The sequence below is a fragment of the Pseudomonas sp. B21_DOA genome (genome assembly GCA_030544685.1).
Lineage (GTDB): Bacteria > Pseudomonadota > Gammaproteobacteria > Pseudomonadales > Pseudomonadaceae > Aquipseudomonas > Aquipseudomonas fluorescens_AO.
This window is the reverse complement of the sequence record CP086683.1, coordinates 732,854-746,520: the sequence shown is the minus strand read 5'-3', so window position 1 is coordinate 746,520 and position 13,667 is coordinate 732,854. Positions and strand designations below refer to the sequence as shown.

Genomic DNA, 13,667 nt, shown 5'->3' with positions numbered 1-13,667 from the left:
TCAGCGTACCGAGCGCAGCGAGCTGTTGACCCGTGGCAGCACGCGGCCCATGACCTCGGCGATGTAGCTGAGGAACAGGGTGCCGACCGAACTCTTGTAGTGCTGCGGGTCGCGGCTGGCGATGGCCAGAATGCCATGAATGCCCTGATGGCTGACGGCAACCACGGCGGTCGAGCCGATCTGCTGGCGCTGTTCTTCACCAAAGAGGAAATCCAGCTCATGTTCACGCAGGCTGCCGCTGACGCTTTTGCCTTCGGTGAGCAGGCCGCCGATCGCGGTTTGCGCGTCGGCGTGAGTCACCCAGCGGCCGACCGGTGCCGGGTTGTCGCCGAGCAGGATCAGGCTGACGAAGGGTACCTGGAAATCCTGACGCAGGCTGTCTTCAACGCTGATGACCACGTCTTCCAGGGTCGATGCATCCATCAGCGCGAGGATCAGGCGGCGGGTTTTTTCAAAGAGGCGATCGTTGTCGCGGGCCACGTCCATCAGATGCGAAAGGCGATGGCGCATCTCGATATTGCGGTCGCGCAGGATGGTCATCTGCCGCTCGACCAGCGACACGGTGTCGCCACGTCGGTGCGGGATGCGCAACGATGGCAGCAGCTCTTCGTGCTCGACGAAGAAGTCCGGATGAGCCTCCAGGTACGCGGCAACCGCGGCTGCCTCAAGGCTCTCGGAAGCTGATTCGTCGACTGGTCGGGCGGGTACCTGTGGCTTGTCGGTCATGATTTCTGCTCGCTCAAAGACGCACTTGTCCTTCGTATACACGCACTGCCGGACCGGTCATCAACACCGATTCGCCCGGGCCGGCCCACTCGATGGACAGACGCCCGCCGGGCAGGTCGATCAACAGCGGCGAATCCATCCACCCCTGACTGATGGCCGCCACCGCCGCCGCACAGGCGCCGGTGCCGCAGGCCTGGGTTTCCCCGGCGCCGCGCTCCCACACGCGCAGTTGCGCGCGGTGACGATCGATGACCTGAAGGAAGCCGACATTGACCCGCGCCGGGAAGCGTGGATGGTGTTCGATCTTCGGTCCCAGCTCATGCACCGGTGCGCTGTTGATGTCGTTCACGCGGATCACCGCATGGGGATTGCCCATCGACACGGCGGCCAGTTCGACCGTGGTGCCGTCGACGTCCAGCTGATAGCTGCTGGCCTGGGCTGGCGCCTGGAATGGAATGTCTGCCGGCACCAGGCGCGGCGCGCCCATGTTCACGCCGATCTGGCCGTCGTTACGCACGTCCAGCTCGATGATGCCGCCCTTGGTCTCGACGCGGATCTGCCGCTTGGCAGTCAGACGCTTGTCGAGCACGAAGCGGGCGAAGCAGCGCGCACCGTTGCCGCACTGTTCCACTTCCGAACCGTCGGAATTGAAGATCCGGTAGCGGAAATCCACGTCCGGGTTGCTCGGCGCTTCGACGATCAACAACTGGTCGAAACCGATCCCGGTGTGGCGATCTCCCCATTGCTTGGCGTGTTTGGGCTGAATGTGCGCGTGCTGGCTGACCAGGTCGAGGACCATGAAGTCGTTGCCCAGGCCGTGCATTTTGGTAAAACGCAGCAGCATGGGTTACTCCGGCAGCAGGCTTTCGCCGGCAAACAGCTCGGCCACGGTTTCGCGGCGACGCACTTCAAAAACCTGATCCCCGTCCACCAGCACTTCAGCGGCACGGCCGCGGGTGTTGTAGTTGGAGCTCATGACGAAACCGTAGGCACCGGCCGAATGCACTGCCAGCAAGTCGCCTTCTTCCAGCGCCAGCTCGCGGTCCTTGGCGAGGAAATCGCCGGTTTCGCAGATCGGGCCGACGATGTCGTACTTGCGTGTAGCGCTGTCGCGCGGTTTCACGGCCGTGACGTCCATCCACGCCTGATACAGCGCCGGACGGATCAGGTCGTTCATCGCCGCGTCGACGATGGCGAAATCCTTGTGCTCGGTGTGCTTGAGGTATTCGACCTGGGTCAGCAACACGCCGCCATTGGCAACGATGAAGCGGCCCGGCTCGAACACCAGCGCCAGATCACGCCCGTCGAGGCGCTCGCGCACGGCTTTGATGTAGTCGGCAGCCAGCGGCGGCTCTTCATCGCGATAACGCACGCCCAGGCCGCCACCAAGATCGATGTGGCGCAGGTGAATGCCGCAGTCGCCGAGGCGATCGACCAGATCGAGCAGGCGATCCAGTGCATCGATGAACGGCGGCAGCGTGGTCAGTTGCGAACCGATGTGGCAGTCGACACCGACCACTTCCAGATTCGGCAGATGCGCGGCGCGTACGTACACGTCTTCGGCGTCGGCAATGGCGATGCCGAACTTGTTCTCTTTGAGACCGGTAGAAATGTACGGGTGGGTGCCGGCATCGACGTCCGGGTTCACGCGCAACGAGACCGGGGCGCGAACACCCAGCTCGGCGGCGACCACTTGCAGGCGTTCGAGCTCGTCGGTGGATTCGACGTTGAAGCAGTGCACGCCGACTTCGAGGGCGCGACGCATGTCGTCACGGGTCTTGCCGACGCCGGAGAAAACGATCTTGTCGGCGCTGCCACCAGCGGCCAGTACGCGTTCCAGCTCGCCACGGGAAACGATGTCGAAACCGGCGCCGAGACGGGCCAGGACATTCAGTACACCGAGGTTGGAGTTGGCCTTGACCGCGAAGCAGACCAGATGCGGCATGCCGGCCAGCGCATCGGCGTAGGCCAGATATTGCGCTTGGATGTGCGCGCGCGAGTAGACATAGGTGGGTGTGCCGAAGCGGTCGGCGATGGCGGACAGCGCCACACCTTCCGCGAACAGCTCCCCGCCACGGTAGTTAAAAGCGTCCATGGCGATCCCTTATTGGTAGACGTCGTGCTTGTGAGCCTTGGATGGCTGCTTTTGCGAGGACTGGGCTTGTTCGGCCGGGTCCTGGTCGTCATCGGGCAGGTACAGCGGGCCTTTTTGGCCACAGGCCGAGACCAGGCAGGCAACCGCGACGAGCGCAGCAAGGGAAGAGATCAGGCGCTTCATGGCGAAATCCTTGAAAATGCGTTAATTGCGCCGGAGTATACCGGCCACCCGGCAGCTTGCCTATGCTAGGGGGTTCCCGTACGGCGGGGCTCCTGAGAAGCGCATCATCCCTGTGGGAGCGAGCCTGCTCGCGAAGGCGTCGGCAAATTCAACAGGCTCGTTGCCTGACACACCGCTTTCGCGAGCAGGCTCGCTCCCACGGGGGCGGTGCTGGATGGGCCAGGTGCTTGGTCGTTAATCTTTGCAATCGGCCGGCAGCGTCCGTATCTTTCGGCGCTTGAGCCTGATCAGACATTTTTGAGGTTGCCGCAATGAGTTTGTCCGAAGCCCGTTTCCACGATCTGGTCGATGAAACCCAGGAAAAACTGGAAGACATATTTGACGAAAGCGATCTGGACATCGATCTGGAAAGCTCGGCTGGCGTGCTGACGGTCAAATTCGAAAACGGCAGCCAGTTGATCTTCAGCCGCCAGGAACCCTTGCGTCAGCTGTGGCTGGCGGCCGTGTCCGGTGGTTTCCACTTCGATTACAACGAAGAAAGCGAGCGCTGGATGTGCGACAAGAGCGAAGAGCAACTTGGCGAAATGCTCGAACGCCTCGTCAAGCAGCAGGCTGGCGCCGAATTCGATTTCGAAGGTCTGTGATTCGTGACTGATGCCGCGCCTGTTCGCCCGCCGAAACCGCTCTACAGCAATGTCAGCCCGGCGGTGCCCTCGCCCTGCACGGGCATATGCCGACTGGACGAACAGAAAGTCTGCCTCGGCTGCGCGCGCCACGTTGAAGACATTCGCGAATGGCGCTCGGCCGATGATCAACGGCGCCGGGTGATTTGCCAGCAGGCTGCTGCACGAAAATCCCAAGCCTGTTGATATCGTGGCGAGGGATTTATCGCCGTTGGGTCGCGTAGCGGCCCCAAAATCCATACGGCTGCTGCGCAGCCGAACGGGATAAATCCCTCGCCACAAGGGTTTCACCCAGGCAAAAAAGGGCGTGACTTGTATATTTTTTGAGCTGTGATAGTGTCCGCGAACGCCTCAAACCACCGAGGCACGGTGAAAACCCCGTCTTTTTGGCGGGGTTTTGCTTTTTTGTGCAGAAGAAAGGAGTCTGCCTGGATCATGACCGCACCTTCCATCACCCTTACCCGTCTGGACGTGCAACGTCTGGAGCGCCTGATCGACAGCCTGAGCGAGAAAGACCAGGCTGCGCCGGGCGTGATTGCGCTGCAAACCGAGCTGGATCGCGCCGACACCGTGGTTGGCCACGATGAAGTGCCCGCCGATGTCGTGACCATGAATTCCTGTGTGCATTGCCGCGAAGAAGGCAGTGGCAAGGATTATCACCTGACCCTGGTCTACCCGAAGGACGCCAACGCCGACGAAGGCAAGATTTCCATTCTGGCGCCGGTCGGCAGCGCGCTGTTGGGTCTCAAGGTCGGTCAGCACATCGACTGGCCGGCTCCGGGTGGCAAGTCGCTGAAGCTGACCCTACTGGAAGTGGAATCGCAACCGGTCAACGGCGGCGCCTTCCCCGAGTAAATCCTCGCCTCAAACCTGTTCGAGCGCTTCATTCAACGAGCGCTCCAGGTCCGCCTTGTAGCGCAGATACAGGTTGCTTGAACTGTGCCCGTCACCGAGCAGACCCGAGAGGTCGAGGTCGGTGATGTAGCAGCGATAGCGCTCGGTCTCGCGGCGCTGCTCGACGATCTCCCGGGCGACCACGCTGAACAGCTGGTCGCCATGCTCCAGCTCGCTGAATTCCCGCTGATTGCAGTACAAGGTGACCTGCACTTCGCCGGGCGCGGCTTTGCCGATGATCGCCTGCACGTCATAGAACGGTTTGTTCACCGGCGTCTGCGGTGCCAGTCGGGTTTCGACTCGGCGCGAGCGGCCCGGACCTGACGGCAACAGTTGGTAATACAAAATCTCGGGGCTGCCCGCCGGGCCAGCGTCCATCGGCAATTGCGCCTCACGGCGGTACTGGATCGATTGCAGAAAACGCTGCAGCGGTACCAGCAGGCTTTGCTCGTCGTGGTACGGCAGTTGCTGTTGCCACAAGGCATTGAATTCATCCAGCACGTACAGCTCGGCCTGCTGCTCGCTGATGCGATAGAACACCTGAACGCATTCAGGCTGGCCCATCGGCAGGATCAGCGCGAGGTCGTGATCCTCCAGTGCCATCGGATCGAGGTGCAGTGGGCTGTAGCGCGGTTGTTCTTCGCCCAGATAGTCGAGCAGCGCCGGCAGGGTGGCGAGGGCAACATGGTTGACCTGACCCGGCACCAGCTCCAGCACGTGATAGTGCTGCTGCACCTGGATCAAATAGCGATGATTCAAATCACTGAGCAACAGGGTCTGTGCGGTGTCGATGATTTCTTCGACGCGGCGGGCAATGAATTGCGCGCGGTTGTGGCAGAAGCAGCGCACTTTCAGCGACGGCTGCACCGGGCCGCGCGGCAGGTTGTTGAGGTAATCGCGCAGGCAATCGAGCAGCGCATGGGCGCCGTCGAAACGATTGACCAGCACTTCGTTCCAGCTGTTGAGCGTGACCTGATCGAGGGTCAGCACCAGGTTTTCGCGCACGCCGGCATAGCTCAGCGAGTCGGTGCGCTCGGTGGTCATCAGGATATTCAGATCGCGATGATGCTTGAGCGGGTCGACGCCTACGTTGATCAGCAGCAGCACTTCGCTGGGCACGGCGGCACGCAGCAATGGCTCTTCGGCAACGGTGGGCAAGGGCAGGGCGATGCACTGCTGCAGGCTGCCGAGCAGGTTGAACAGCTCGAACTCGCTCAAGTCGCTGGTGCCAGGATGCAGGGCCAGGCGCGTGCTGCTGTCGATCACGCCGTTGCGGTGGCACCAGGTCAGCAGTTCAAGCAGCTCGCGACTGCGCTTGATCGGCGCGAAATGTTCCCACTCCAGCGCCGTCAGGCTGCCGTTGTACAGGCCCCACTGGGTCTGCCCCGGCTCCTTTTGTTCGGCGACTGCACCAGGGTCAGGGTGTCTTCGGCCAGATCCGGGGCGATGCCCGGATTGATGAACTCGACCTTGTCGGCCTTGCGCTCGAACGCTGCATACAGGCGCCGACCAAGCACATTGAGGTCGCGCTTGTTGATCAGACTGACGGTCTGTTCGCTGCGGGCGAACTGCGTCAGAAAGCGATAGCTGTAATTGAGTTCGTTGACCAGCGCGCGGCGCTCGGCGCTGACCTGGCGCACTTTCCACTGACTGCGGCTGTCGAGCAGCGCCAGTTGCCGCTGATCCCAATGCCACTCGCCAGCCAGGCGTTCGAGCAGTGCGCGCTGCCAACCCTGGCTGCGGCTGTTGCCGGTGAGCTTGCGGTTGACCTTCAGATACAGCGCGCGGCGCACCAGCTCAAGGCGTTCCGGCTCGTTGCGGGCGAGCAGGTATTCCTCGATACGCCGGTACACGACCATGTACGGGTCGAGTTCATCCAGATCGAGCTGATTGGCGAACACGGCTTTCTTGAAGCGCAGGCTCAGGCACTGCACCTGCGGATGTTCGCTGGCGTACACCTCGGTCAGCAGCAGTTTGAGCACCGACTTGTAGGGCGACTCGATGCCTTTGAACAATTGCCACAACCCGGCGCCGATGAACTCGCCGGGCGGAATGGTCGCCATCGGCCCGAGATCGAGGGTTTCGTCGGCGCGAATAAAGCGTTTCGACAGTAGGGTGTGGGTGTAAGCGTCGTAGGCTGTTTCTTCATAAACCGGCACCAGCCACCAGATCGGCGTGCGCCCGGCCAGCCAGATCGCCGTGCGATAAAACTCGTCGAGCAGCAGATAGTGCTGGGTGCTGCCGCAGTTGTCCGAACTGAGCTGGGAATCACGTTCGCCTTTGACGAAGCGCGCCGGGTCGATCAGGAAGAAGTGCGCCTCGGCGCCCTGGCTGGCGGCCCAGGTTTCCAGCAAATGGCATTTCTTGCGCAGCTCGGCGAGTTCGCTTTCGCTCAGATCAGGGGCATGGCAGACCCACACGTCCATGTCGCTTTGGTCGGCCTGGGCCAGCGTGCCGAGGCTGCCCATCAGGAACAGACCGTGAATCGGTCGCGGCGGGTTACTGCCATGGCGCGGTTTGTAGGAGAACGAGCGAGTCAGGCGCTGCGCCTCGGTCAGCGCGCTGGCGTCCGGTTCATAATTGGACAAGCCGGCCGGCGTACTGCCCGAGACGTAGCCGGGAAGCAGCGGATGATTGACGTGGAAGAACAGCGGCAACAGCGTCAACACGCTTTGCTGGCGCGTCGACAATCCTTCGAGTGCACGGCCGAGGCGGCCTTCATTGAGTTTGAGAAAACGTGCGCGCAGCTGGCTGAGTACCTTGCGGTCAATGCCTTCGTCGAGGTCGGGGCGGATTTCGTGGGTGCGCGTCATGTCAGCTCAAACCGGCTTGCAGGCTCGGACGTAGAGGGTCTCGGAATGGCCGCAGTTTAGCCGCTGCGCGGCAGGACGTTTAAGCTGAATTTGTTTTTTGACGTCGGTTTTTTATCGGCAGCGATCGGGCGGGCCCGCGGAAATCCCGTGGCAGGAGTTCCCGTGGGCAAAGTCAGGGGAAAATCAGGCGGTTTCCTGCTCTCTCAGAATCGTCAGTACGGTCTGCACGTTTTGCGCGGCATCGCGACCGAGGCTGGTCAGATATCCGCCGTCGGGCTGATCGGTGAGTTCTTTTTCAAAGAGACGCTGGGCAGCAGCGATGTGTTTCGGGGCAGCGGTCTGATGAATTTTCAGACCTTCCTGGGAACTGTCCAGGTTGAAGAGTGCAAGGACTTCCAGTTCGGCAACCAACTCAGGGGTAAGCGACATAAGGACTCCAGACTTTCTAGGAATTGGACGACAGCGCCTCTAAGGTGAACCTGCTGGTGCGGCATGTCCAGTGCTCGGATCAACGGGATTTTGTCTTGAGGCGAATTCCAGTGTAGTCCGCATAAAAAGATCGCAGCCTTCGGCAGCTCTTACAGGAGACCGGTGTAGAAGCTGCCGAAGGCTGCGATCTTTGATCTTAATGCTTTTCCGGTGGCAGCTCTGGCAAAGCGCGCAGTGCCGCTTCGTACCACTGGGTGTCGAACGGGCGATCTTCATCGAGCATCGCGTCAATCTCGTAGGCCAGCACGTGAGCCATCAGGTTGAGGATCTCTTCGCGCTCGATGCCGACCAGTGTCAGCTTGTTCAACGTCGCCTTGGCCGCCGGCGGGTTGTCGCTTTCGATCTGGTTCTCGATGGCTTCGATCAGGGTCGCTTCGGTGAATGCTTCTTCGTCGTCATCGTTGACGATATCTGTCGGCTCGCTCATGGCAGGCTCCTCAGGGAAAGGCGCCAGTTTACCCGCATTCAGCGGCGTGATGCTGCTGGCGGGAAACGTCGCGGCGATCTATAAACAGGCACTGCCCACCCCGCACGGCCTGGAGGCTCTGTAATGTTCAAGCTCTACGGATTCGCTGTCAGCAACTACTACAACATGGTCAAACTGGCACTGCTGGAAAAAGGCCTGCCCTTCGAAGAAGTGACTTTCTATCCGACGCAAACCTCGGACTCGCTGGCCATCAGCCCGCGTGGCAAGGTCCCGGTGCTGGGCGTGGACGCCGGTTACATCAACGAAACCGCGATCATCCTCGAATACCTCGAACAATCACAAAAGGCCACGCCGCTTTTGCCGAGCGATCCGTTTGAGCGTGCGCAGGTGCTCGCGATTGCCAAGGAGATCGAGTTGTACATCGAGTTGCCGGGGCGCGCCTGTTATGGCGAGGCATTTTTCGGTGTGACGTTGCCGGAGGCGATCAAGGAGAAAACCCGGGCCGAGCTGCTGCTGGGCTTCGCCGCGCTGGGCCGTCATGGCAAGTTCGCCCCCTACGTGGCGGGTGACAGCCTGAGCATTGCCGATTTGTATTTCCTCTACAGCGTGCCGCTGGCCTGTGCGGTCGGGCAGAAGCTGTTCGGGATTGATCTGCTGGCCGAGATGCCGCAGGCGAAAGCGCTGCTGGAGCGGCTTGAGCAGAATCCGCACGTGCAGAAGATTGCGGTGGACAAGGACGCGGCGATGCCGGCGTTTTTGGCGATGATTGCTGCCAAGAAGTGAATTTTGTAACGCTCTGAAGTCAGTCATCGCTGGCAAGCCAGCTCCCACAGGGCTATGGGGCGAACGCAAAATTGTGTTCCACAAAGAACCCTGTGGGAGCGGGCTTGCCCGCGATGCTTCTAGCGGCTGGTCAGCAGGGCCTGGCCGCGCGCCACTGCAGCCTTGACCTGCGCCGGCGCAGTCCCGCCGATATGGTCGCGAGCATTCACCGAGCCTTCCAGGGTCAGCACGGCAAACACGTCCTGCTCGATCTGATCACTGAACTGACGCAGTTCTTCCAGGCTCATCTCGGCCAGATCCTTGCCGGTGTCGACGCCATACTTCACCGCGTGGCCAACGATTTCATGGCAATCACGGAACGGCAGGCCACGGCGCACCAGATAATCCGCCAGGTCGGTAGCGGTGGAGAAACCGCGCAGCGCCGCTTCCCGCATGATCGCGTGTTTCGGCTTGATCGCCGGGATCATGTCGGCAAATGCGCGCAGCGAATCGCGCAGGGTGTCGGCGGCGTCGAACAGCGGCTCCTTGTCTTCCTGATTGTCCTTGTTGTAGGCCAGTGGCTGGCCCTTCATCAGGGTCAGCAGGCCCATCAGCGCGCCGAACACACGGCCGGTCTTGCCGCGTACCAGCTCGGGCACGTCGGGGTTTTTCTTTTGCGGCATGATCGAGCTGCCGGTGCAGAAACGGTCCGGCAGATCGATGAACTGGAACTGCGCGCTGGTCCACAGCACCAGCTCTTCGGAGAAACGCGACAGGTGCATCATCGCGATGCTCGCGGCCGAGCAGAATTCGATGGCGAAGTCGCGATCGGAAACGTTGTCCAGCGAGTTGCCGCCGACGGCGTCGAAGCCCAGCAGTTGCGCGGTGTATTCGCGGTCGATCGGGTAAGTGGTGCCGGCCAGCGCGGCGCTGCCCAATGGCATGCGGTTGGTGCGTTTGCGGCAGTCGACCAGGCGCTCGTAATCGCGGCTGAGCATTTCGAACCAGGCCAGCATGTGATGCCCGAAAGTCACTGGCTGCGCGGTCTGCAAGTGGGTGAAGCCCGGCATGATGCTCGCAGCCTCACGTTCGGCTTGCTCCAGCAGGCCTTTTTGCAAGCGGGTGATCTCGGCGAGGATCAGGTCGATTTCATCGCGCAGCCACAGGCGGATATCGGTGGCGACCTGGTCGTTGCGGCTGCGCCCGGTATGCAGCTTTTTACCGGTGACGCCGATGCGGTCGGTCAGGCGCGCTTCGATGTTCATGTGCACGTCTTCGAGGTCGACGCGCCAGTCGAACTGGCCGGCCTCGATTTCGCCCTGAATGGTCTTCAGGCCATCGATGATGCTGTCGCGCTCGGCATCGGTCAGCACGCCGACCTTGGCCAGCATGGTGGCGTGGGCGATCGAGCCCATGATGTCGTGGCGATACAGGCGCTGGTCGAAAGTGACGGAGGCGGTGAAGCGGGCGACGAAGGCGTCGACGGGTTCACTGAAGCGGCCGCCCCAGGACTGATTGGTCTTGTCAGTGCTCATGAATTCGCTCGTATCGGCTTGAAGAAATGGCGTGAAACGCTGGCGCGGATAATAACAGGGTTGCCAATCCTGTCGCTGACGCCGGTCGACAGGTTTTTTCGCGGATGTGTCAGGCATGTCCGGCGCGGTCTGCAGGGAATTTACAAAAGGATATTTTTTGATTGAGCAATATCGATCCGACGAACGTCTACAGTGGACATAAGGGTCGGTGCGAATGCGGATCATGCAAAGGTCTGGCCACTGGCTATAAGAAGAGGGGCGGGTGAGTTGTCCTTGAGTCAACCACCGGGAGAAACGCAGGAAACACTGGGCTCCGAGCAGTACCAGGCGGACGCTGGCAAATATTGCTGGCCGACGTACGGCACTTTTTGGCGCTCGGGCTAGTCTTAGCGTGGATCGCGGTGACGGAGGTCACTACACCTGTCTACGCTATCCTTGTGCGAGACTCACGCAGGAATCCAGCGCAATATGAATGTCCTGATCGTTGATGACGAACCCCTGGCTCGCGAGCGCCTAAGCCGTATGGTGAGCGAGCTCGAGGGTTACACAGTCCTGGAGCCCAGTGCCACGAATGGCGAGGAGGCGTTAGCGCTGATCGACAGCCACAAACCGGATATCGTGTTGCTCGATATCCGCATGCCGGGCCTCGATGGCCTGCAGGTTGCTGCCCGACTGTGCGAACGCGAGACGCCGCCGGCCGTGGTGTTTTGCACCAGTCCCGATGAATTTGCCGTGGAAGCCCTGCAGGCCAGCGCCGTGGGCTATGTGGTGAAACCTGTGCGAACCGAACACTTGAATGAGGCCCTGAAGCGGGCTGAACGTCCCAATCGGGCGCAACTTGCAGCCCTGACCCGTCCCGCTGCCGAAAGTGGCAACGGTCCACGCAGCCACATCAGCGCGCGCACCCGCAAAGGCATCGAGCTGATTCCGCTGGATCAGGTGGTCTACTTCATCGCCGACCACAAATACGTGACCCTGCGTCACGAAGCCGGCGAAGTGCTGCTCGACGAACCTCTCAAAGCCCTCGAAGACGAATTCGGCGAACGCTTTGTGCGTATCCACCGCAACGCGCTGGTCGCTCGCGACCGCATCGAGCGATTGCAGCGCACACCACTGGGACATTTCCAGTTGTTCCTCAAAGGCCTTAATGGCGATGCGCTGATTGTCAGTCGTCGGCATGTGGCCGGTGTACGCAAGATGATGCAGGGACTTTGACCCGGTCTTTACCGGGCGTTCCAGATTCTTTTACCCGGCATGGCAGGCCAGGGAGGCCACGCCGTTTTCTGATTCAGGTCAAAGTGGAATTGGCTGAGCTGTTATTATCCGCCGTATCTATTCAGTACGGATTGTTCCATGTCCCCTCGCGAAATCCGCATCGCCACCCGTAAAAGTGCGCTGGCCCTCTGGCAGGCCGAATACGTCAAAGCCCGTCTCGAGGCGGCCCACCCTGGCCTGCTGGTGACGCTGGTGCCCATGGTCAGTCGCGGCGACAAGCTGCTCGACTCACCACTGTCGAAGATCGGCGGCAAGGGCCTGTTCGTCAAGGAGCTGGAAACCGCGCTGCTGGAAAACCAGGCCGACATCGCCGTGCATTCGATGAAAGACGTGCCGATGGATTTCCCGCAAGGGTTGGGCCTGTTCTGTATCTGCGAGCGCGAAGATCCGCGCGATGCTTTCGTCTCCAATACCTACGCAAGCCTTGAAGCTTTACCGAGCGGAGCCATCGTCGGCACCTCGAGCCTGCGTCGGCAGACACAGCTGCTGGCGCGTCGCCCGGACCTGCAGATCCGCTTTCTGCGCGGCAACGTCAATACCCGTCTGGCCAAGCTCGACGCCGGCGAATACGACGCGATCATCCTCGCCGCTGCCGGTCTGATCCGCCTCGGCTTCGAAGATCGCATCACTTCGGCGATCAGTGTCGATGACAGTCTGCCGGCCGGTGGCCAGGGCGCGGTCGGCATCGAATGCCGCAGCGCCGACCACGAAATTCACGCCTTGCTCGCGCCTTTGCACCACGCCGATACCGCTTCGCGGGTGAACGCGGAACGCGCCCTCAACAAACATTTGAACGGCGGCTGCCAGGTGCCGATCGCCTGCTATGCCGTGCTCGAAGGCGAGCAGTTGTGGTTGCGCGGACTGGTCGGTGAGCCAAGCGGCGGCGAGTTGCTCAGCGCCGAAGCCCGGGCGCCGCGTGCTGACGCTGAAGCCTTGGGCGTACAGGTCGCTGAAGACCTGCTCAAGCAAGGCGCCGACGACATTCTCAAAGCGGTGTACGGCGAGGCGGGTCACGAGTGACGGCCTGGCGCCTGCTGCTGACGCGCCCTGCGGATGACTGCGCGGCGCTGGCCGAACAGTTGGCCGGGCACGGGATTTTCAGCAGTTGCCTGCCGCTTTTGGACATTGTTCCGCTGCCGCTCTCTGACACTATTCGTCAGGCGATGTCGCGATTGCCCGCTTGCAGCGCAGTGATCGTGGTCAGCAAGCCGGCGGCGCGGATCGCGGTGGATCTGCTCAAGTCCGCAGGCACGGCGCCATTGAGCATGCCGTGGTTCAGCGTCGGCGCGGCGACCGCAGAGATTCTTCGCGATCATGGTCTCGATGTGAGCTTCCCGGCTGACGGCGATGACAGTGAAGCCTTGCTGCAATTGCCACGTCTGCGCGAGGCGGTTAGCGAGCCCGGTGCGCAGGTGATGATCCTGCGCGGTGAGAGCGGTCGTGAACTGCTCGCCGAGCGCCTGCGCGCGCTAGGTGCTAGTGTCGAGTATCTGGAGTTGTATCGCCGCGACCTGCCAGCCTACCCGCCAAACGAGCTGCCGCGGCGGATCGAAGCGGAACGCTTGAACGGGCTGGTGGTCAGCAGTGGACAGGGTTTCGAGCACCTGCGGCAAATGGCCGGCGATGCCTGGCCGAAGATTGCGCAGTTGCCGTTGTTTGTACCAAGCCCGAGAGTCGCCGAGCTGGCACGTGCCGCCGGGGCTCAAACAGTTGTGGATTGCCGCGGCGCGAGTGCCGCGGCTTTGCTGACGGCGTTACGGGAATTTCCCGTGCCGTTTTCTAATG

At 61.5% G+C, this 13,667-nt stretch carries 13 protein-coding genes and 4 pseudogenes; 9 read left to right on the top strand and 8 right to left on the bottom strand.

All coding sequences use genetic code 11. The annotated features are described in order from the left end of the window. From LJU32_03565 to LJU32_03550, 4 genes are read right to left on the bottom strand one after another with little or no spacing between them, the layout of a single operon-like run. Positions 1-726: a DUF484 family protein gene (locus LJU32_03565; protein ID WKV89492.1), complete on the bottom strand. Its 726-nt coding sequence runs from the start codon at positions 724-726 to the stop codon at positions 1-3. 13 nt (positions 727-739) lie between these two features. After that, positions 740-1,570 (bottom strand): diaminopimelate epimerase, encoded by an 831-nt coding sequence (gene dapF / locus LJU32_03560; GenBank protein ID WKV89491.1) that lies wholly within the window; start codon positions 1,568-1,570, stop codon positions 740-742. Positions 1,571-1,573: 3 nt separating this feature from the next. Beyond that, positions 1,574-2,821, bottom strand: a complete 1,248-nt coding sequence (gene lysA, locus LJU32_03555) for a diaminopimelate decarboxylase (protein ID WKV89490.1) — start codon at positions 2,819-2,821, stop codon at positions 1,574-1,576. Between the two features lie 9 nt (positions 2,822-2,830). Further along, entirely contained in the window at positions 2,831-3,004 is a 174-nt protein-coding gene (locus tag LJU32_03550; protein WKV89489.1) for a lipoprotein, read from the bottom strand. A gap of 103 nt (positions 3,005-3,107) precedes the next feature. On the opposite strand from LJU32_03550, the pseudogene LJU32_03545 reads away from it, so the two are divergent. The 4 genes and pseudogenes from LJU32_03545 to rnk all read left to right on the top strand — a co-directional run bounded on the left by LJU32_03545 (position 3,108) and on the right by rnk (position 4,542). Beyond that, positions 3,108-3,203, top strand: a pseudogene (locus tag LJU32_03545) (metal ABC transporter ATP-binding protein). A gap of 112 nt (positions 3,204-3,315) precedes the next feature. Continuing rightward, positions 3,316-3,648, top strand: a complete 333-nt coding sequence (gene cyaY / locus LJU32_03540; protein ID WKV89488.1) for an iron donor protein CyaY — start codon at positions 3,316-3,318, stop codon at positions 3,646-3,648. 3 nt (positions 3,649-3,651) lie between these two features. Beyond that, positions 3,652-3,873 (top strand): DUF1289 domain-containing protein, encoded by a 222-nt coding sequence (locus LJU32_03535; protein WKV89487.1) that lies wholly within the window; start codon positions 3,652-3,654, stop codon positions 3,871-3,873. Between the two features lie 249 nt (positions 3,874-4,122). Beyond that, positions 4,123-4,542, top strand: a complete 420-nt coding sequence (rnk, locus tag LJU32_03530) for a nucleoside diphosphate kinase regulator (GenBank protein WKV89486.1) — start codon at positions 4,123-4,125, stop codon at positions 4,540-4,542. A 9-nt stretch (positions 4,543-4,551) separates the two neighbouring features. Here the strand turns inward: rnk and LJU32_03525 are convergent. From LJU32_03525 to LJU32_03515, 3 genes and pseudogenes are all read right to left on the bottom strand, one after another. Beyond that, a pseudogene (locus LJU32_03525) lies at positions 4,552-7,394 on the bottom strand (class I adenylate cyclase). Between the two features lie 183 nt (positions 7,395-7,577). Next, positions 7,578-7,823 carry a TIGR02647 family protein gene (locus tag LJU32_03520; protein WKV89485.1) on the bottom strand — a complete coding sequence of 82 codons (246 nt, stop codon included), beginning with the start codon at positions 7,821-7,823 and terminating at the stop codon, positions 7,578-7,580. Between the two features lie 196 nt (positions 7,824-8,019). Continuing rightward, positions 8,020-8,310, bottom strand: coding sequence for a hypothetical protein (locus tag LJU32_03515; GenBank protein WKV89484.1), 291 nt, complete (start codon positions 8,308-8,310; stop codon positions 8,020-8,022). A 123-nt stretch (positions 8,311-8,433) separates the two neighbouring features. Between LJU32_03515 and LJU32_03510 the strand changes: the two genes are divergently transcribed. Beyond that, positions 8,434-9,093 carry a glutathione S-transferase N-terminal domain-containing protein gene (locus LJU32_03510; GenBank protein WKV89483.1) on the top strand — a complete coding sequence of 220 codons (660 nt, stop codon included), beginning with the start codon at positions 8,434-8,436 and terminating at the stop codon, positions 9,091-9,093. Between the two features lie 119 nt (positions 9,094-9,212). Here LJU32_03510 and argH read toward each other — a convergent pair whose 3' ends face one another. Then, positions 9,213-10,607, bottom strand: coding sequence for an argininosuccinate lyase (argH, locus tag LJU32_03505; GenBank protein ID WKV89482.1), 1,395 nt, complete (start codon positions 10,605-10,607; stop codon positions 9,213-9,215). Positions 10,608-10,929: 322 nt separating this feature from the next. On the opposite strand from argH, the pseudogene LJU32_03500 reads away from it, so the two are divergent. The 4 genes and pseudogenes from LJU32_03500 to LJU32_03485 all read left to right on the top strand — a co-directional run bounded on the left by LJU32_03500 (position 10,930) and on the right by LJU32_03485 (position 13,657). Then, positions 10,930-11,079, top strand: a pseudogene (locus LJU32_03500) (sensor histidine kinase). Continuing rightward, positions 11,076-11,822, top strand: a complete 747-nt coding sequence (locus tag LJU32_03495; protein ID WKV89481.1) for a LytTR family DNA-binding domain-containing protein — start codon at positions 11,076-11,078, stop codon at positions 11,820-11,822. Before LJU32_03500 ends, LJU32_03495 begins: the two are co-directional and overlap by 4 nt. Before the next feature lie 138 nt (positions 11,823-11,960). Next, positions 11,961-12,902: a hydroxymethylbilane synthase gene (hemC, locus tag LJU32_03490; protein ID WKV89480.1), complete on the top strand. Its 942-nt coding sequence runs from the start codon at positions 11,961-11,963 to the stop codon at positions 12,900-12,902. Beyond that, positions 12,899-13,657, top strand: a pseudogene (locus LJU32_03485) (uroporphyrinogen-III synthase). The gene hemC and the pseudogene LJU32_03485 overlap by 4 nt, the downstream one beginning before the upstream one ends. The last annotated feature ends 10 nt before the right edge of the window (positions 13,658-13,667 follow it).

Bases quoted from the DNA above. Each gene is read 5' to 3' on its own strand.
- LJU32_03550 (WKV89489.1), bottom strand. From the start codon at position 3,004: ATGAAGCGCCTGATCTCTTCCCTTGCTGCGCTCGTCGCGGTTGCCTGC.
- cyaY (WKV89488.1), top strand. From the start codon at position 3,316: ATGAGTTTGTCCGAAGCCCGTTTCCACGATCTGGTCGATGAAACCCAG.
- hemC (WKV89480.1), top strand. From the start codon at position 11,961: ATGTCCCCTCGCGAAATCCGCATCGCCACCCGTAAAAGTGCGCTGGCC.
- LJU32_03520 (WKV89485.1), bottom strand. From the start codon at position 7,823: ATGTCGCTTACCCCTGAGTTGGTTGCCGAACTGGAAGTCCTTGCACTC.
- argH (WKV89482.1), bottom strand. From the start codon at position 10,607: ATGAGCACTGACAAGACCAATCAGTCCTGGGGCGGCCGCTTCAGTGAA.
- LJU32_03515 (WKV89484.1), bottom strand. From the start codon at position 8,310: ATGAGCGAGCCGACAGATATCGTCAACGATGACGACGAAGAAGCATTC.
- LJU32_03495 (WKV89481.1), top strand. From the start codon at position 11,076: ATGAATGTCCTGATCGTTGATGACGAACCCCTGGCTCGCGAGCGCCTA.
- rnk (WKV89486.1), top strand. From the start codon at position 4,123: ATGACCGCACCTTCCATCACCCTTACCCGTCTGGACGTGCAACGTCTG.
- lysA (WKV89490.1), bottom strand. From the start codon at position 2,821: ATGGACGCTTTTAACTACCGTGGCGGGGAGCTGTTCGCGGAAGGTGTG.
- dapF (WKV89491.1), bottom strand. From the start codon at position 1,570: ATGCTGCTGCGTTTTACCAAAATGCACGGCCTGGGCAACGACTTCATG.
- LJU32_03510 (WKV89483.1), top strand. From the start codon at position 8,434: ATGTTCAAGCTCTACGGATTCGCTGTCAGCAACTACTACAACATGGTC.
- LJU32_03565 (WKV89492.1), bottom strand. From the start codon at position 726: ATGACCGACAAGCCACAGGTACCCGCCCGACCAGTCGACGAATCAGCT.